19 protein-coding genes, 1 other RNA gene and 1 pseudogene are annotated in these 17,830 nt (G+C 46.9%); 10 read left to right on the top strand and 11 right to left on the bottom strand.

Annotated elements, in window-relative coordinates; translation table 11 throughout:
* Window positions 1-128 (top strand): annotated as a pseudogene (locus tag H6F66_RS29335) (IS1 family transposase); the annotation flags it as partial.
* 28 nt (window positions 129-156) lie between these two features.
* On the opposite strand, the gene H6F66_RS14050 reads toward H6F66_RS29335, so the two are convergent.
* Window positions 157-549 (bottom strand): cytochrome P450, encoded by a 393-nt coding sequence (locus tag H6F66_RS14050; protein ID WP_199295240.1) that lies wholly within the window; start codon window positions 547-549, stop codon window positions 157-159.
* Here H6F66_RS14050 and H6F66_RS27705 point away from each other — a divergent pair.
* The gene (locus tag H6F66_RS27705; RefSeq protein WP_199295238.1) at window positions 484-789 is read left to right on the top strand and encodes a hypothetical protein; all 306 of its coding nucleotides are present in this window, start codon (window positions 484-486) and stop codon (window positions 787-789) included. The genes H6F66_RS14050 and H6F66_RS27705 overlap by 66 nt on opposite strands.
* 321 nt (window positions 790-1,110) lie before the next feature.
* Here H6F66_RS27705 and ilvD read toward each other — a convergent pair whose 3' ends face one another.
* The gene (gene ilvD, locus H6F66_RS14045) at window positions 1,111-2,796 is read right to left on the bottom strand and encodes a dihydroxy-acid dehydratase (RefSeq protein ID WP_190422244.1); all 1,686 of its coding nucleotides are present in this window, start codon (window positions 2,794-2,796) and stop codon (window positions 1,111-1,113) included.
* 496 nt (window positions 2,797-3,292) lie between these two features.
* Between ilvD and H6F66_RS14040 the strand changes: the two genes are divergently transcribed.
* From H6F66_RS14040 to H6F66_RS14030, 3 genes are all read left to right on the top strand, one after another.
* Entirely contained in the window at window positions 3,293-3,565 is a 273-nt protein-coding gene (locus tag H6F66_RS14040; protein ID WP_190422242.1) for a hypothetical protein, read from the top strand.
* A complete protein-coding gene (locus H6F66_RS14035) occupies window positions 3,552-4,388 on the top strand; it encodes a pentapeptide repeat-containing protein (RefSeq protein WP_190422240.1) in 837 nt (278 codons plus the stop codon). The genes H6F66_RS14040 and H6F66_RS14035 overlap by 14 nt, the downstream gene beginning before the upstream one ends.
* 97 nt (window positions 4,389-4,485) lie before the next feature.
* Window positions 4,486-5,082 (top strand): pentapeptide repeat-containing protein, encoded by a 597-nt coding sequence (locus H6F66_RS14030; protein ID WP_190422238.1) that lies wholly within the window; start codon window positions 4,486-4,488, stop codon window positions 5,080-5,082.
* 104 nt (window positions 5,083-5,186) lie between these two features.
* Here the strand turns inward: H6F66_RS14030 and H6F66_RS14025 are convergent, their stop codons facing one another.
* The 3 genes from H6F66_RS14025 to H6F66_RS14015 all read right to left on the bottom strand — a co-directional run bounded on the left by H6F66_RS14025 (window position 5,187) and on the right by H6F66_RS14015 (window position 8,171).
* Complete coding sequence (locus tag H6F66_RS14025) at window positions 5,187-5,636, bottom strand: CAAD domain-containing protein (protein ID WP_347269384.1); 450 nt, start codon at window positions 5,634-5,636, stop codon at window positions 5,187-5,189.
* 362 nt (window positions 5,637-5,998) lie between these two features.
* Window positions 5,999-7,075 carry a tetratricopeptide repeat protein gene (locus H6F66_RS14020; protein WP_190422234.1) on the bottom strand — a complete coding sequence of 359 codons (1,077 nt, stop codon included), beginning with the start codon at window positions 7,073-7,075 and terminating at the stop codon, window positions 5,999-6,001.
* Window positions 7,076-7,292: 217 nt separating this feature from the next.
* Window positions 7,293-8,171, bottom strand: a complete 879-nt coding sequence (locus H6F66_RS14015; protein WP_190422232.1) for a 6-carboxytetrahydropterin synthase — start codon at window positions 8,169-8,171, stop codon at window positions 7,293-7,295.
* 185 nt (window positions 8,172-8,356) lie between these two features.
* Between H6F66_RS14015 and rnpB the strand changes: the two genes are divergently transcribed.
* From rnpB to H6F66_RS14000, 3 genes are all read left to right on the top strand, one after another.
* An RNA gene (gene rnpB, locus H6F66_RS14010) (RNase P RNA component class A) lies at window positions 8,357-8,752 on the top strand.
* A gap of 103 nt (window positions 8,753-8,855) precedes the next feature.
* Complete coding sequence (gene rnc / locus H6F66_RS14005; RefSeq protein ID WP_190422230.1) at window positions 8,856-9,569, top strand: ribonuclease III; 714 nt, start codon at window positions 8,856-8,858, stop codon at window positions 9,567-9,569.
* 154 nt (window positions 9,570-9,723) lie between these two features.
* On the top strand, window positions 9,724-10,836 hold the full coding sequence (locus tag H6F66_RS14000; protein WP_190422228.1) for a Gfo/Idh/MocA family oxidoreductase: 1,113 nt from the start codon (window positions 9,724-9,726) through the stop codon (window positions 10,834-10,836).
* 21 nt (window positions 10,837-10,857) lie between these two features.
* Here H6F66_RS14000 and H6F66_RS13995 read toward each other — a convergent pair whose 3' ends face one another.
* On the bottom strand, window positions 10,858-12,936 hold the full coding sequence (locus tag H6F66_RS13995; protein ID WP_190422226.1) for a hybrid sensor histidine kinase/response regulator: 2,079 nt from the start codon (window positions 12,934-12,936) through the stop codon (window positions 10,858-10,860).
* 268 nt (window positions 12,937-13,204) lie between these two features.
* Between H6F66_RS13995 and H6F66_RS13990 the strand changes: the two genes are divergently transcribed.
* The gene (locus H6F66_RS13990; protein WP_190422224.1) at window positions 13,205-13,915 is read left to right on the top strand and encodes a RibD family protein; all 711 of its coding nucleotides are present in this window, start codon (window positions 13,205-13,207) and stop codon (window positions 13,913-13,915) included.
* A 183-nt stretch (window positions 13,916-14,098) separates the two neighbouring features.
* On the opposite strand, the gene H6F66_RS13985 is transcribed toward H6F66_RS13990, so the two are convergent.
* Genes H6F66_RS13985 through H6F66_RS13975 form a run of 4 tightly spaced genes read right to left on the bottom strand, consistent with a single transcriptional unit; the run spans window position 14,099 to window position 16,515 of the window.
* Complete coding sequence (locus H6F66_RS13985; protein ID WP_199295237.1) at window positions 14,099-14,518, bottom strand: type I restriction endonuclease; 420 nt, start codon at window positions 14,516-14,518, stop codon at window positions 14,099-14,101.
* Between the two features lie 20 nt (window positions 14,519-14,538).
* Complete coding sequence (locus H6F66_RS27695; protein ID WP_199295236.1) at window positions 14,539-14,736, bottom strand: hypothetical protein; 198 nt, start codon at window positions 14,734-14,736, stop codon at window positions 14,539-14,541.
* A 3-nt stretch (window positions 14,737-14,739) separates the two neighbouring features.
* The gene (gene asnS, locus H6F66_RS13980; RefSeq protein ID WP_190422222.1) at window positions 14,740-16,128 is read right to left on the bottom strand and encodes an asparagine--tRNA ligase; all 1,389 of its coding nucleotides are present in this window, start codon (window positions 16,126-16,128) and stop codon (window positions 14,740-14,742) included.
* A gap of 24 nt (window positions 16,129-16,152) precedes the next feature.
* The gene (locus tag H6F66_RS13975) at window positions 16,153-16,515 is read right to left on the bottom strand and encodes a DUF2203 domain-containing protein (protein ID WP_190422220.1); all 363 of its coding nucleotides are present in this window, start codon (window positions 16,513-16,515) and stop codon (window positions 16,153-16,155) included.
* 143 nt (window positions 16,516-16,658) lie between these two features.
* Between H6F66_RS13975 and H6F66_RS13970 the strand changes: the two genes are divergently transcribed.
* The gene (locus H6F66_RS13970; RefSeq protein ID WP_190422218.1) at window positions 16,659-16,934 is read left to right on the top strand and encodes a DUF6439 family protein; all 276 of its coding nucleotides are present in this window, start codon (window positions 16,659-16,661) and stop codon (window positions 16,932-16,934) included.
* Between the two features lie 93 nt (window positions 16,935-17,027).
* On the opposite strand, the gene H6F66_RS13965 is transcribed toward H6F66_RS13970, so the two are convergent.
* Window positions 17,028-17,477, bottom strand: a complete 450-nt coding sequence (locus H6F66_RS13965) for an ATP-binding protein (RefSeq protein ID WP_190422216.1) — start codon at window positions 17,475-17,477, stop codon at window positions 17,028-17,030.
* Window positions 17,478-17,830: the final 353 nt, after the last annotated feature.

Here is a 17,830-nt window from a genome sequence, read left to right as displayed (position 1 = left end):
GACAAAGAATATCGCGTTTAGTAAGAAAAACTCTTTCGTTCTCTAAAAAACTCTCCAATCATATAGGAGCTATCTGGTATTTTATTCATGAGTATAACGCCAGTTTATCTATAGAGCAAAAAGCTTGATTATCATTACTATGCAGGACTACCTGTTTCACAACTGCTGGTAAATGAACGCGCAGCCCATCTTTGGGGCGACAGGTGGGACTTGTACAGAATCTAAACTTTGATTGGGTACAAGTTCCCACTGGTAGCCGCGCAGTAAATGGGCGGCGACTATTTTCATTTCCATTTTGGCAAATGCAATGCCAACACAGATTCTAGGCCCGCCACCGAAACCAATTAAAGTAAAAGGACGCTGTTTGTGTTCTTGGCGTTGGGGGCTGAAACGGTCTGGATCGAAACACTCTGGTTTGGGGTAAATTGTTGGTATGGGATGGGTTTCCAGAATTGAATATAGCGCCATCCACCCGGCGGCAACATGGTAGCCTTTAAACTCAAAGGGTTTAACGACACCGCGAAAGCCGCCACCGGCTGGCGGATGCAGTCGTTCAATTTCGCAGAAAATTTGTTCTGGATAAGGTATTTGCCTTCAGCGGGCAACAAGCGCCCCCTGAAAGCAAGGCGACTCAAGCCGCGCTGTCGCTTTCATCCACCGGATAAATCATGGTGGCCTTTAGCTTCTATATCTTTTATGAAAAATCAAGTTTATATCTATATTATTGTTTTGAGATTTCTCAAAAAGCCATCTACTTCAGGAATGGGTTTAGTTGTTTATGTGAACTAAGTTAAAGTTTTTTCTGTTCTGTGTTCCAAGCCTCTGTACTTCTGGGAATCCTAAGATTATAGAACTTGGATCAAAAGCAGTGGGATACTACGACTTTAACGATCATTTTTGGTCGCCGCAGGAAGTTTGTGGCAAGGTGTCAAAAAAAGATGCTCCAAAACGATTTTGGAAAACATGGAAACTGGTAGAAGTTGTTGCGACTAGCCTAAAGCGCGTTTCATTTGGCAGATTATAGAGGTTTAAGTAAAGGTTTTTGGGTAGATGCAGGGGAAAATAAAATTCCTCTGCATCTAATCCTCACTAGACAAGCGAATTCACTTCTCAACCCAAGTTTAAATCTGTCACCGCACCAACACTGCTAGACGATACCAATTTGGCATATTTTGCTAATACGCCCTTTGTATAACGGGGTGTGGGTGGTTGCCAAGCAGCACGTCGTCGCTGTAATTCTTCGTCGGTGACGTTGAGGTTTAACAGCCGATTTGGTGCGTCTATGGTAATGCTATCGCCTTCTTCAACGAGAGCGATCGCGCCCCCTACAGCCGCCTCTGGTGCCACATGACCGACTACCATCCCATATGTACCGCCAGAAAAGCGTCCGTCCGTAATCAAGCCTACAGCATCTCCCAAGCCAGCACCGATAAGGGCAGAAGTAGGAGCCAGCATTTCCCGCATTCCTGGGCCACCTTTGGGGCCTTCGTAGCGAATCACCAGCACATCACCACGATTAATCTTGCCCGCCAGAATTGCCTGTAAGCAAGCTTCCTCAGATTCAAACACCCGCGCAGGGCCTGTCATTGTTGGTATTTTGACTCCGGTAATTTTAGCGACAGCCCCCTCTGTTGCCAAATTTCCTCTCAGGATGGCTAAGTGTCCTTGTGCATACATGGGGTTATTCCAAGGACGGATGACATCTTGGTTAGGGGATGGCTCCTCTGGCACATCGGTCAATACTTCGGCGATTGTTTGCCCGGTGACGGTGAGGGCATCGCCGTGCAGTAGACCGCTTACCAGGAGCATCTTCATTACCTGCGGTATTCCACCAGCTTTGTGTAAATCATTTGCTACATAGCGACCGCTAGGTTTGAGATCGCACAGTACGGGAACTTTGGCGCGAATTGTTTCAAAGTCGTCGAGAATTAATTCTACGCCGACGGCGTTAGCGATCGCCAGCAAATGCAAAACGGCATTTGTGGAACCGCCCACTGCCATGATCACAGAAATGGCATTTTCAAAAGCCTGGCGGGTGAGAATCTGACGCGGCAAAATTTGTTTTTTAATTGCTTCTACCAGCACAAAGGCAGATTTTTCTGCACTGTCGGCTTTTTCTGCATCTTCTGCTGCCATCGTCGAGGAATAAGGCAAACTCATGCCCATTGCCTCAAAAGCACTAGACATGGTGTTAGCAGTGTACATTCCACCACAGGAACCAGCACCAGGACAAGCCTTGCGTTCTACTTCCTGCAACTCCATCTCGTCAATTTTCCCAGCGCTGTATTGTCCGACAGCTTCAAAGGAACTGACAACAGTCAAATCGCGCCCGTTGTGATGACCGGGTTTAATCGTACCACCGTAGACGAAAATGGCGGGAATATTTATTCGAGCGATCGCAATCATCGCTCCTGGCATATTCTTATCGCAACCGCCAATTGCCAGTACCCCATCCATACTTTGCCCGTTACAGACTGTTTCAATCGAGTCTGCAATTACTTCTCGCGACACCAGGGAATATTTCATTCCCTCCGTCCCCATCGAAATGCCGTCACTGATAGTAATCGTGCCAAACTTCTGAGGCATTGCACCAGCTTCTTTAGCCCCACTCTCAGCCCGTGAAGCCAACTCGTTTAACCCCATATTGCATGGAGTAATAGTGCTGTACCCATTGGCAATGCCTACAATGGGTTTAGTGAAATCCTGATCCCCAAAACCCACAGCACGCAACATCGCCCGGTTGGGCGATCGCTGTACGCCTTGGGTTACGACTTGGCTCCTGAAATTGTCCGGCATTCTCTATCCTTTACTGGCTATCAGCCATTACTCGAAGAGCTTTGATTTTCTTGGCGCTTGAGACCAAAATCTCTCTATTAACTAGATTACAGGAATCTCCCTGTGAAATAGCTGTCTTTTGAGTGCTGATAAGCGCCGAGGTATTTTGTAACAATTAGACTTAACTTAACGGACTAGAGCAGTCAAGTTACGAATAGGATTTTGTAGCAAATTTTGACACTAGCAATAGCGGTTATCTGGATGACTAAGGCGATGCCAATGTCCTCAATCGCGAGTTCGTTAGCTCTTGCGAGATAAGAGTGACTTTCTCCCACCCTAAAGCTTACGGTTATAGTGTAAGCTCTGCCGAACTCGCGGCTACTAGCTCTTGAAAGTTCCCATGACAGCCGACGAGAGCATCTACATCGGCTGTCTAACAATTAAGTAAGCCGCACCCTGACTCAAACGTGATATCCACCGTTTTTGAGTCTCGATCAAAGTGAAGGATCTAATACAAATGTCCGCTGTACCTTTTTACCCAAAAGGTTTTACGCCCTCAAGGTTTCACGGTGAGTATAACTTCTTACCTCAACGTGTCTTGGTTCCGTGTGAAAACTTCAAATTTTCGATTCCGACACCGATTTTTGGTGTCGATTTTCTATCATTCCACTATTGGGCGGTGGGTATAGAGCGCGATCGCCAATCACCAGACGCTATGGGAAAGAGCTTGAGAGCCTTTTTTATCAATAGCGGCAGTACCTATGAGGGAGGTCTAGATGGATGCCGATGAAGTGAAACAGCTCTACGCCGCAGGTCAAAGGGATTTTCGGGAAGTAAACCTGCGGAAGGCAGACCTGATGGGCATTGACCTTAGCGAAGTCAACTTACGAGGGGCGGATCTGCGCGAGGCTAACCTGATTGGGGCATTAATGATCGGCGTTAACCTCCGAGAAGCGAATATGGCTGGTGCCATCCTACGTGCTAACCTGAGCGAGGCTAACCTGATTGGAGCCAACCTGAGCGAGGCGAATCTGAGTGAGGCGAATTTGAGCGATGCTAGCCTGCGAGCCGCAAATATGAGTGGAGCCAACCTGAGAGGAGCTAACCTGAATTACGCTCTTTTAAGTGAAACTATTCTCCGCGATGCCAATCTCAGTGGAGCAAAACTCATGTATGCACCCTTGAGTCGAGCCAATTTGACGAATGCCATCTTAGTTGGAGCCAACATGGAAGGTGCTAACTTGACGAATGCCATCCTGATTGGAGCCAACATGGAAAAGGCAAATTTATCCAACGCTATCTTGAATGGAGCGTCTGGCATTGGAGCGAACCTAACTGCGGCAGACTTGAGCCGAGCTAATCTAAGCGGAACCAATCTGACAAATGTCAATTTGTCTAAGGCAAATCTTAGAGGAGCAAATATATCTTGGGCAACCCTGCGGGGAGCTAATCTCAGCGGAGCCAACCTGTACCGGTCAAAATTATGCTGGTCAAACCTGACTGGGGCAATTTTAACTGAAGCTGTTTTGATCGATGCCAACCTAAATCGGGTTAACCTCCGCGATGCGGACATGAGCGGTGCCATAATGCCTAATGCAGCCACTCACGAATAGCTACCGAGTTGTGCGATTTTAGATTGAAGAATTGGCGATTAATGTATCCCAAATTCTTAATTTCAAGCTAATCGGAAGCAATTTAGAGGCAGTAAATATGGATGAAGATGAAATTTTAAAGCGATATGCTGCTGGAGAACGGGATTTCCGGGAAGTGGATCTCAAAGGAGCCAACCTAGAAGGAGCCAACCTGCGTCAGAGCGATTTAAGGGAAGCAATTTTAGAGGGTGTCAACTTGGTGGGAGCCAACCTGCGGGGGGTAAACCTGAGCAAAGCCGATCTCAGCGGAGCTAACTTGAGCCGGTCTGACCTGACTGGTGCTGATTTAACAGGTGCCGATCTAATTGGGACGAATTTTGATAATGCTAGATTAATTGGTGCCAGACTGGTTAAAACTGAGCCGATTGGAGCTGAACTCTCCGGAGCCAACTTGACGGGGGCGAATCTGACTGGGGCAGATTTGAGAAGGGCAAACCTGAGCTATGCTAACCTCAGCGATGCGATCCTCTGTCAAGCAAACCTGAGTAGCGCCCTACTAATTGGGGTTAATCTGAACAGAACCGACTTAATGGAAGCGAATCTAACTCAAGCCGACTTAACTGAAACCGACCTGAGTGGAGCCGATTTGAGCGGGGCAAATTTGGAAGGGGCGGTCGTGCCAATAGTTGGCGATAACTCTACTATAAATTTATGAGCTACAGAGAAGCGATCGTCACCCGAATGCGATCGCCCTCTACCATTGATTTGTAAAGACGCGATGCTCCTCGCGTCTCTACTTTTTTGAGCATAGAAAATTTACTAGCTCATGGTATCTTGACCGATAACTTGCCCCTTGAGAGTTTTAAACTCTTCTGATAGCTCCTGACGATTAGAGGCCCGCAGTAGATAACGGTACACAAACCAAGCTGAGTAGCCAATTCCTACCAGTTCAAAAGTAGGCGCTAGCAGGGGAATATCATTGATTGCATCTAGCACCGCCAACGTCACCTTAACGGTGATGACACTAGCCAATATCAGACCCAACGTGGTAAGCGGACGCTGGTACTCGGAGAAAAACTCACCCAAGTACTCTGGTAATTCTGCGAAGAATCCGGAAATTTGTTCTCCAATTTGCCGCCACTTTTCTGATGATTCGCTGGCTGGCGGTAGTGCTGCCAAGCCCCCCGGTGCGTCAACTTTCACTTCTACCTTGGTCTTTTCCGCATCTGGGGCGATATCAGAATATTCAGATGTTTGCATGGTATCCATTTCCTCCATATGGTTGTCTTAAGTACCACTGTTTATCGTTTATGCAACACAGCTGGGTACAATTACGGGGTGAATTACTTTTGCTCATATTATCAGACACCCCTGAAATACTTCATTGACTCCAGCATTTTTTCTGTTAAAACTTAGTGATAATCCGGACTGAGGCGGTCATACATCCCCCAAAAGCGGGACTAGAGGAAATAAAAAAATAAAAAAATAAAAAAACTTTTTTGCTGGCTATTAGTTTCAGGTAGATGAATGAGAAACAAGAGCCTAGAGGTATACGGTGGAGGTATTTCTTGACAACGCCAAAAAAAATACCTGGAATCAACCTGGAATCAATAAGTTACTTTAATTAATTTTTAACTATTCATTAAACCTTGGTGGTCGTATTCCATCACTTTCGCGTAGTCGCCCAAAGCATAGCAAGCGACTCTGAGACTTCCTAGGGCCTGCCCCTCTATCCGGCGGTCTTGGAGGACTCGTGCCATCAATAAGCGTTGCTCGTAGTATTCAATTGCTGTAGCGTAGTCTCCCAGTGCCTCGTAAGCTACTCCTAGATGGGAAAGTGCCTGCTCTTGGGCGCGGGGGTCATTTATAGCAATAGCGATCGCAAGGCGCTGTTTAGCATACTCAATTGCCGCTTGGTAGTCACCTATGGCATAGCAAGCATTCCCCAAGTTTCTCAGAATTTGTGCCTCGACCCGGCGATCGCCACTTTGCTGCACCAGTACCAACCGCTGCTGATAGTAATCAATTGCCTTGGTGTAATCCCCTACGGCATAGCAAGCATTCGCCAGATTTCTCAGGATCTGCCCCTCTGCCTGATCGTCTTGGATATTCCGCGCTACTGTCAAAGCCTGATTCTGGTAGTCAATGGCGTTAATGTAATCTCCTAGAGCCTTGTAAGCTAGTCCGAGATTGTTCAGCGCCGCCACTTCTCCTGTGGAGTCTTTGAGTTCTCGCACCACCATTAGACTCTGTTGCTGATGCTCAACGGCTTTGGCGTGGTTGCCCAGGTGACGGTAGGCATTACCGATATTTCCTAGTGCCTGACTTTCTAAACGTCGGTCTTGGATGACTTGGGCGATCGCTAAACTTTGCTTAGAATACTCAATTGCTTTGGCAAAGTCTCCCAAGGCATAATACACGAGTCCGAGATTGCCAAGGGTTCTTCCCGCTCCCCGTCGGTCTTTGAGTTCGCAGTAGGCTGCGTGAGCCTCTTGAAAAGACTGCACGGCTTCCTCCAATTGACCATACTGGTGCTGCTGCACCCCTTGCTCGATCAGTTGGTCGGCTTGTGCTTTTGGTAAATGGTTTTTCGTTGTCGGCACCTCGCTACCAGCGGTGTTATTACTCGTAGACACAAGGGTTTCCCGCCCCTCCTGAGGTATGATGCTTTCTGGTTCGCAGTTGTGGTATGTAACCGGGCAATCCATTTTTTTCTCTCAAGACCTTGATTCGCTAGCACCCCGAAACGGCATGAGGCTATTGTTGTCTCTTTCTATAGTTCCCGAATTGGCAAGTTAATTTACCATGAGTTGCTCAAATTCTGGGAAAAAGTTTGATAAAGACAGCAAAAAGCTTGTGTGAAGAACAAAGGGAGGCTAAAGCCTCCCTAATTCTGCTTTCATTTATATCGCGACGGGTGAACCCTCAAGCGGAAACCTGAGTCAGAACGCGATCGCTATTTTGCATCTCAGCTGCGTCTGCAACGGTGTCAGTGCAGTAAACTTCACAAGAATTATTCGGGCTTTCAACCAGTTTTATCTTATGCAGCTCAGCTCCTAGTTCCCGAATCGGAGAAGACAGAAGATTGCGAATATGCACGGCGATGTTTTCTGCCGTGGGAACAACTAAGGCAAAATAGGCAATGTCTTTGTTCAGGAACGTATGATCGAACGGCTCCACCACATAGTCATCTACTACCTTTTGCAAAGCTCCTAAATCGACAAGCATCCCAGTGCGGGGGTCAATTTCGCCTTTGACCGTCACTTCCAGATGATAATTGTGACCGTGACCATTGGGACGAGCGCATTTGCCATAAATCTCGCAGTTTTCTTCATAACTGAGATCGGGAAGCGCTAGCCGATGAGCAGCGCTAAAGTGGGTACCAATTGTCAGATAAGCTTCCATACCGTTTCCTTGATAGTCAGCCCAGAGTTCAGGATGTTCAAATAGTTGAATATTTACCAGCGGTAAGTGAGGAGCGAGTCGCTGCCAAATGGTTCGCGCTAGATTTTCTGTTGTGGGTAGAGTTTGTTGAAATTCCGACCAGGCATCGTTTAGATAAGAGAAGTCTAACTGGCTGGTGACTTCCTGCTTAATAACTCGTTTTACCTGTGACAAGTTCTGCACCATCCCATACTTATCCAGTTCGCCCGCCAAGGAGACAAACAGAACATAATTGTGTCCGTGTCCAGGCGACTGAGTGCAGCGACCAAAGCGCTCAATATTCTCTGCTTCACTCAGTTCTGGCAACCAGTACCGATGACTTGCTGAAAACTGAGCGCGGCGGTTAATGATGCATCTCATATTTTCTTTATCAGTCAAATTGTAAAGTTACATTAAAAGTTCTTTTATCAGGATAATCTAATTTCCGCTGTTGTTCTTTAAGTTTTACTAAATTTGAGTATTTATGCTGAAAAATGTCGGAAAGCAAAGTGATAATTCCGGTTATAGAATAGCGCTTGAGATTATGCAACACTGGATCTTGGGAGAGAGTAGGCGCAGGTGGTTGCGGACTCGTTCATACCGAGTCTGAGGAAAGTCCGGACTCCCGAAAGACCAAACTTGCTGGGTAACGCCCAGTGCGGGCGACCGTGAGGATAGTGCCACAGAAAGATACCGCCAACCAATTTTGGATTTTAGATTTTAGATTCAAAATTGCTTGGTAAGGGTGCAAAGGTGCGGTAAGAGCGCACCAGCAGCGTCGAGAGTCGCTGGCTCGGTAAACCCCGGTTGGGAGCAAGGTAGGAACCACGGTTGGTCTTTTCCCGGTTCCGCTAATTTAACCGCTTGAGGCATCTGGTAACAGGTGTCCCAGATAGATAACTGCCCTCCTGGCGGCACAGCTGCTAGGTAGAACAGAACCCGGCTTATGTCCGACTCTCTCCCTCTATTTTTGATAGGGGATTTTGGGGCAAAGCATTTGTGAGCAAAAATTGTAATTGATCTCAGGCAATTATCAGGGGCAATGCTTCGCCCCTATATCGGTTTATGACTTTCAAAGATCCTCGCCGTCAGAAGCAACTAGAGAAATTAATTCAAAAATTGGGACTCCCAGAACAGGCACCAGTGCAATGGTCGCTTCTTGATTTAGCGCTGACGCACCCAACAGTCTCGCCATCGGGAAATTATGAGCAACTGGAGTTTTTGGGGGATGCCGTAGTGCGGATGGCTGCTTCTGAGTTGTTATGGGAAATTTATCCGAATTGTTCGGTGGGTGAGTTTTCGGCGATTCGGAAGGTATTGGTGAGCGATCGCACTCTCGCCCGAATTGCTGATAGTTATGGGCTGGATCGCTACCTACTGGTTTCTGAAAGTGCTGCTGGCGATAAAGCAGGTTTGACATCGCGGATGGCAGACGCTTTTGAAGCTGTGCTGGGCGCACTCTACCTAAGTACGCATACATTGGAACTGGTGCGCCCGTGGCTTGACCCTCACTTTAAATATCTGTCATCAGAAATCCGCACTGACCCAGCCTACCAAAATTATAAAGATGCCCTGCAAGAATGGACGCAAGCCCATTACCAAACACTTCCAGAATATCGCGTCAAGGAAAACAGACGATTTCATGGCGATCCAGAGCGTTTCGCAGCTGAGGTTTGGTTTCAGGGGCGGCTATTGGGTCAAGGCAAAGGACACTCTAAAAAAGCTGCCGAACAAGCTGCGGCTAAGGAGGCTTTTTTAAGCATAGGCGATGAAGAATGAGGGATTGGGGATTGGGGATTGGGAATTGGGGACTGGGGATTGGGGATTGGGAAAAAGTCTTACCTAGCCTCCTGTTCCCAGTCCCTAGCCCCTAGTCCCCAGTTCGGTCAGAAGTTATTCTGGAGTTTAAACTGATTGTTCAAAGTTTAAATTAATGGCTGATAGCTTAGAGAGGATTGGGGTTGCTGTGTTGGGCGCTGGGCGATGGGGAGTACACTTGGTGCGAAATTTTCTGGCGCATCCCCAAGCTCGCCTAGTGGCGGTGGTAGACCATAGCCGCGATCGCTTGGAGGCAGTAAAAAAGCGGTTTGAGTTAAACTCTGATGTAGTTCTGGCAACTGAGTGGTCACAAGTGCGCTTGATGCCAGAAGTTCAGGCAGTAGTGATCGCTACCCCAGCTTCTTCGCACTACAATCTGATCGCTGATGCTTTACGTCTTGGCTATCACGTCCTGGCAGAAAAACCTCTTACCCTTGACCCATCTGAATCTTTGCAACTGTGCGAGTTAGCTCAACAACAGCAGCGGCAACTTTTTGTAGACCACACCTATTTGTTTCATCCAGCTGTTGAGCGCGGCAAAGCTGTGGTTCTCTCAGGAATTTTGGGAGATTTGCGTTATGGTTACGCCACCCGTACCCATTTAGGGCCAGTGCGCTTTGATGTTGATGCTTTATGGGACTTAGCCATTCACGACATCGCTATTTTTAACAACTGGCTTTCGGAAACACCTACTCAAGTGCAAGCCACTGGTACTGTCTGGCTACAGGAAGCCGAATCCCAAATCCCAAATCCACAATCCAATACCCCTCAATCCCCGCTAAAAAAGGGGGGTCAAAATACAAGCGGTTTGGCTGATTTAGTTTGGGTGACGCTTACCTACCCCAGTGGCTTTCAAGCATTTATTCATCTGTGCTGGCTTAATCCTGATAAACAGCGACGTTTGTGTGTAGCGGGAAGTGAGGGAACTTTAATTTTTGATGAGTTACAGACAGAGACACCCCTAACTATTCAGCATGGACGGTTTGAAAAAACCGATAGTAGTCCTTACACGCCAGTTAATCAAAGCCTTGAAGTGGTCAGCCTGGAACCGGGCGAACCATTAGGGAGAGTTTGCGATCGCTTTCTTTTATCTATCCGCCAAAACCAACCTTCTGAGATTTCTTCCGGTTGGGTTGGTATCCAGCTAGTACAGATTCTCAGTTGTTTGAGCGAATCCTTGCAACAGGGAGGACGAACAGTTATAGTTCCCCAGGCAATTAAAAATTAGGGATTGTTCAATTTTTCCTTTTTAATTTTTAGCTCCATTGGTAGATTCAATTGGCAAAGCTGAAGGATCTAATATAGGCAAAGTAATCTCAACCGCCGTGCCAAAACCTATCCCAGCACTCGACAAAGTAATGCTACCTCCCATTAATTCCATTAAGTTTCGGGAAATAGCAAGACCAAGGCCTGTGCCGCCAAACTTACGTGTGGTTGTACCATCAATCATCACAAAGGGGCGAAAGAGTTTATGCTGTTGAGCCGGTTCAATACCTATCCCGGTATCCTGAACCGTCACAACAACAAGCAAAGGCGGTGAAAGGCGTTCTTTGGCAGAACTCAAGGCTGTTGGCGAGAGGCTGCGAGAAAGGCTAGAGACGGATTCTTCAGGTCTTGCCTCTTGCCCTCCTACTAAGGAAGGGCTAGGGGAGGAGAGGCTACCCACAGCCTCTTTGCGATGATGGGTCTCTATACGGATGGTAATAGTGATGCTGCCTTTGTCGGTGAACTTCGTGGCGTTGCCAACGACATTTAGCAGCACCTGCTTGAGCTTTGCGGGATCAGCATGGACAGTAATCGGCTCTTGCAGGTCTGGCGTAATGAACTCTAACCCTTTCTGATGAATTTGAACAGCCTGTAAATCAATCACATCCTTGAGCAACTTTCGCAAATCAAGTGGCTCTAAGACTACGGAAAGCTTGCCTGCTTCAATTTTGGCAATGTCCAAAACATCATTGATAATTCCCAGCAGGTGAATCGCTGCATCATCGGCTCGCTGTAAAAAATCCATTTCCTCTTCTCGATCATCGCAGCAGTCATCCCGTACCAGTCGGATGCAGCCAATGATGGCATTTAGAGGGGTTCTTAATTCATGGGAAGTATTCGCCAGAAACTCATTTTTCAGTTGGTTAGCTGCTTGTGCTTCTTTCCATGCGGTTTCAAGTTCTTCTGCCCAAGCTTTGAGCCGCTCTACCATACTATCGAGGGCTTCAGATAATTGATTGAACTCTCGAATTTTGAAGTTGTGGGGAACTCGGTCTATCGAGTGTAGGTGTCCCTCAGTTCCGGCGTAATCTCGCAATTGCTCCAGAGGTAGCGCCAGTTCGCGAGATATATACAGGGTTGCCAACAGACTAGCGGCGATTAAGCCAAATGTCAGAACTATCAGAACTTGTTGAATTTCTGTCAGACCAGAAAGGGCGCTGTCTAGGCGAGTGACGGCTAAGATAATCCACTTGTGATCTGGCTGGGTGGTAATGGGACTGGAAATTGCGGAGTAGCCAGCTAGTAATTCTACACCATTTTTTTCAAAAGAGAACAGGTGGAGAAAGTTCGGCGGTTGATCGGCGATCGCATTCTTCATCACCGTTTTGAGTCTTTCGCCATCTGCTTCCTGCTCAATATTTCGCCCCACTCGCTGGGCAATTGGATGCGCCAAAATCGTTCCATCCTGGTCAATCACTACCGGATAGCCCACCAAAGACCCCGGCTTGCCACGCTCTTGTTTAAGCAAGGCTGACTGGACGCTCAGGGCATAACGGAGGGAACCTGCGCTGTCATAAACAGGCGCACTTAAAACCAACCTGAGTTGGCTTTTTGAGGCGTTTTTACTCGGCTTGGCCGTAGAATCTAACGGTGAGGTTCCCGGAAGTAGCGCTTTCACCTGTACTTGAGAGGGGTCTAAGAGTAATGCCGTTTCTTGCTGTGACCACTCAGAAGCTGAAAATGCACTAATTGCCTGTTCCCCGCAAGTGCTAGCGGCAAGATTTTGGGTGTTGATGCTGATGAGTTGAAGGCACTGGACTTGCGTAGGCAATTGTTTGGCGAGTTGGTCTAAAAATTCTTGCTTTTGGTATGGCGATCCCGATTGCAGCACCACTGATTCACTTGCACTCACCAGGTTGGTAGAGAGCGTTTTGATTGACTCGCTAATGCTCTCTCCTTTCTTAACCGCGCTTTCGGTAAGATTTTGGCGAGCTGTTTCCAGTATGCTAGATCGTGCTTTTCTGTAGGTTACATACACCCCCATCAGTAGCACCGGGACGCTCAAAAGCAAAATGCGTGACAGCAGGATGCGACGGAAGGAGGATTGACCCGGCTTAGCCATAGGAAGTCTCTAATTTGAGGTGTAAAACCCAAGCTGTAACAACTATAAATAACTCACCTTGCCCGAATGGGGTATTGATTAGCCTACTTTTTTTCTTGGTTAATCGTGTCGGGCAAGCGATACTTTCTGACAGATCCATTACATCCTAGAACGGTTCTTTGATTCTCGTATAGCCTGGGGAGGTTGACTTTGCAGAATTTCTACACCAAATACCTCAGTATAAAAAATAATTAATGTAAAATTAATTATTTTATCGCCTTCAGCAGCCATGACTGCAAATCTTGCCGGGAAACGCCCTTCGACGACCGTTGTTTTAGCCATGAGTGCTGATGGCAAGATTGCGGATGTGCGGCGCGATCGCGCAAGGTTTTCTTCTGGTAGCGATCGCACTCACTTGGAAAAACAAGTTTCTCAAGCTGATGGCGTTTTGTTTGGTGCAGGTACTCTCCGCGCTTATGGAACAACATTGAGCGTTTCTAATCCAGAACTACTCACCTTACGACTACAGTGTGGCAAATCGCCGCAGCCTGTGCAAATTGTTTGCTCCTCTTTAGGGGATTTAGATCCCGAATGGCGCTTTTTTCGTCAACCTGTACCCCGTTGGTTGCTTACTACAGAGGCTGGTGCTAGACGCTGGGAAGGACGCGCAGAATTTGAGCGGGTGTTGGTGGTTGAGGCTACAAGAGAGGGATTCAACTGGATTGCTGCTTTTGCCCAGTTTTGGGAGTTGGGGTTGCAAAATTTGGCTGTTTTGGGGGGCGGGGAACTGGTAGCATCGCTGTTTGCAGTTGATTTGATCGATGAATTGTGGCTAACTGTGTGTCCAATGATTCTGGGGGGTGCAACAGCGCCTACACCTGTGGAAGGTTCGGGATTTTTGCCAGATTTGGCACCTCGTCTGGAATTATTGTCAGTTCATACAATTGAACAGGAAGTTTTTTTACACTATCGGCGACAACGCGATCCAGTTAATTTATAGTTGTAAAAATGCTATCTTTCAACCCGGTTTCGATAAATTTATCGGTTTTATGGGCGTTCAGCAGCCATAAACAAATTGCTATATCCACGACTTAAAACATTTTGCTTTAAACCACATTTCATCGTTCGACTGAGGCTCACAAACGTCCGCCATCCGTAAATCTTGAGCCTAAAATCAAGCGAATCAGGAATGCGCGATCGCTCTGCCAATTCGCCTTAACACCCGCACTACATCATACAATTCATTGCGACGACGGTAGAGGGAGAAATCATCTGACAAAGCATACTGCGGTTTGCCTTGCTTAAGCAACTTTATGAACATGAAAGTTTCGCCATTAGTCACCATTCCAAAAGTTGGTCTGTCAGAATTGGGACTAGGCATCATATAGGTTAGAGCCTGTGGTATTGCCAAAGAGAAGGCGAAGTTTGTACGCTTCGACTCAACTACCAAAACCCATAATTGCTCTTGCAGCACTAAAACATCAATACGTCCCCGATAGATTTCCTCTTTGTCTTCAACGGAGATTTGTACCGTTGGTTCCGCACTTATTGTAAAGGGATAATCGTAAAAACCAGCGAGTTCCAGTAGCGGAGACAAAACCATTAAATTAACGGCTCCTTCCGCTAAAGGCCCTCCTTTCCTGTGGTAGTAGTATCTTTTTTTCCCCTATCCAAGGTTTCTGTTTCCTGGTCGGTAATTTCAGGCAAACCCTCAAACCCTTCAGAGAAAAATTCGTCGCTGTCTGCTTGCGTGAGGTTAAATTTATCCTCTACCTGAGCAAAAGTAGTGATGTTTTCGGCAATAGTAATTATTGCAGCCACTGCTTAAAAATCCACAGTCAAAGGCGCACGCGGGAAAGGAATTACATCTCGGATATTGCCCATTCCGGTCATAAATTGCACCAATCTTTCAAAGCCTAAACCAAAGCCAGCATGAGGTACAGTTCCGTATCGGCGTAAGTCGAGATACCACCAATAATCAGCCGGATTTAAACCTTGAGCTTCTATCCTGCGCTGTAAAACTTCCAAACGTTCTTCTCGCTGCGAACCCCCAATAATTTCACCTATTTTTGGTGCGAGGATATCCATTGCCCGGACGGTTTTTTCGTCGTCGTTCAGGCGCATATAAAAGGCTTTTATTTCTGTTGGGTAATCGGTGAGTATAACGGGTTTCTTGAATACTTCTTCTGCCAGATAACGTTCGTGTTCTGACTGCAAATCCAAGCCCCATTTGACGGGATACTCGAAGGTTTGATCAGTTTTTTCCAGGAGCGCGATCGCATCCGTATAAGTCAGGCGCTCAAACTGGTTATTGATAATATTTTCAGCAGTGGCGAGAACGGAGTTATCAATTCGCTGATTGAAAAACTCCATGTCTTCGTGGCAAGTTTCCATCACATACTTGAAAATGTGCTTCAGGAAGGCTTCTGCTAAATCCATGTCGCCTTCCAAGTCGCAAAAAGCCATCTCAGGCTCCACCATCCAAAATTCTGCCAAATGGCGAGAAGTGTTAGAGTTTTCTGCCCGGAAAGTGGGGCCAAAAGTATATACATTGCTAAAAGCCATCGCCATAACTTCGGCTTCCAGTTGTCCGCTGACGGTGAGGTAAGCGGGACGACCGAAGAAATCTTGGCTGTAATCAACCTCTTGAGCCTCTGTACGGGGAACATTCCTCAGGTTGAGGCTGGTGACGGTAAACATCTCTCCCGCGCCTTCACAGTCGCTAGCGCTGATGATGGGAGTGTGAATCCAGAGGAATCCCCGCTCTTGAAAAAATTGGTGGATGGCGTAAGAGCAGGCGTTGCGGATGCGGAAAACTGCCCCAAAGGAATTAGTACGCGATCGCAAGTGTCCAATTGTCCGCAAAAACTCGAACGAGTGGCGTTTCTTTTGCAAGGGATAACTTTCGGGATCAGCCTCCCCGTAGACTTTCACCGTTTGGGCCTTTAACTCAATCCGCTGTCCTTTCCCCAGAGAAGGTACTAGCACCCCAGCAATTTCTACGGATGCGCCAGTATTTAGCTGCTTAATTACCTCGGCGTAGTTTGGCAAATCCTGATTGAGTACAATTTGCAGGTTAGCCATTGATGAGCCATCATTGACTTCCAGAAAGGCAAATTCCTTCGATTCCCGTTTCGTGCGTACCCAGCCCTGAACTGTGACAGATTCTTCAGGTTGACCATTTCGTAAAATATCTACAATCCGCTTCACCATATTTCTACCTCGCCCAAAACCAATCTATCCAGCACAGGACTTTAGTATCCAGCCTACAGCAATGCCCAGTCCTGCAAAGCGGACAGCTTGCCAAAAAGGTTCTTTAAAAGCGTCCCAAGAAAATAGACGGCTTTCTAGGTTAAATTCTATGGTTTCGAGTTCTTGTTTGAGGCGCTGTAACTCGGCTTGCACTTCCTGGGATCGGTTGCGACGTAATTCTTTCTGCACAGAGTTTAAACGCTGCTGAAGTTCACCCTGACGCTGCGTGTCTTGCTGCACTTGAGCATAACGTTCTTTGAGGAGGGCAAGATTTTGCTCAACTTCTGCGATTTCTTGGCTTAAATCTACTTCATCGCTGGACGATGGCAGGGGCGCTTCGGGCGACATACACTACAGTAGGGATAAATACGATACTTTCAAGGGTTTTGTAGAGACGCAATATATCGCGTTTTGAGTTATGAGTTTTAAATGAACAACTCTTGACTCCAGGCTCCTAACTTTTCCCAATTACCCATTACCAACTTTACAGTATGTCTCAACCCACCCAGCTTTCTAAAACCGCCATTTTGAACGAATTTACTACCTTAGAACTAGCTCAAGCCCTAGCAGAACGTCTTGCCATTACTCCCAATGATTGGCATCGTCTCAAGTCTAACCGCAAAGTTCGCGCTGGCGAACAAGCCGCCGCCGCACTGGTATTTCTCCTGAAAGATCAGCCCGAAGAAGCCTTGGTTCGCTTCCAGCAGGCTTCCGGATGGCTAGACAAATCTATCTCAGCACCGCCTTGTCCAACACATGGTCGCTAAAGGAAGGCAAAAGTAAAGATAGAAAAGAAAAGTTAAACAAAAAAGTTAAATTAGTTATTAAACTTATTTTTTTGTTTTTTACTTTTGCCTTTTTTACCGAATCAGAGGGTTGCGGAAGCGATTTTTGACTTGCTTGCAGAGTCTCAGTTCCGTTCCCTGATTGTTCCAGTGAACTTGATCGAAGATTTGGTGTAGGATACACATCCCTCTACCGCTTTCAGACTCGTCGTGAGGGAGGAATTCTTCGGGATCGCAACGGCAGTCACAGGGAGGAGAAAAGCCCACTCCTTCGTCTGAGATTACCCACCAATACTGACCTTCTACCACCGAAAAGCGTACCGAAACCGTTTTACTAGGATCTAGCTTATTCCCGTGTTTCGCCGCATTGACTAGCGCTTCTTGCAGCCCTAGTCTAATTTCCGCTTGCCACCTTTCGGGAATCTCTGCTAGCAGCAGATCCAGAACGGGGCAAAGATAGAGGGTAGAAGCGAAGCTAATCATGCCCGAAGTTCGTCCCATCGGACGCTGTGAGATAGCAATCACTCAAAAAAACCTCTAGACTTTCATTCAATAGAATTAACAGTCCGATCCTGACGGGTATGCGCGTTAGCGCTATACACCTTTGAGACTTGTAAGTTTTGAGGCTTGTAGTTTTGGACTCATCTTTCCGTAAGGGAAAAAACAGCATCATAGGTATCTTCGAGATGATGTCCAGGCTTTATACACCTACGCCACAAGCTTTGTATTTCGTATGAAAAGCGCGGTAATCTCATTTTTATTAACATGAGATTAATTGCATTTTTGTTGGTTCGCTGCTGGTTTTGGCAAGTTTGCCAACAAAAAGCGACTAATTCGCTTGCCTTGTGACCTCTAGAGGTGTGGTTTCTAGCCCATAA

The organism is Trichocoleus sp. FACHB-6, assembly GCF_014695815.1.
GTDB classification, from domain to species: Bacteria; Cyanobacteriota; Cyanobacteriia; order Cyanobacteriales; family FACHB-T130; genus Funiculus; species Funiculus sociatus.
The sequence above is the reverse complement of the archived record's forward strand: the minus strand, read 5'-3'. Positions and strand labels throughout refer to the sequence as shown.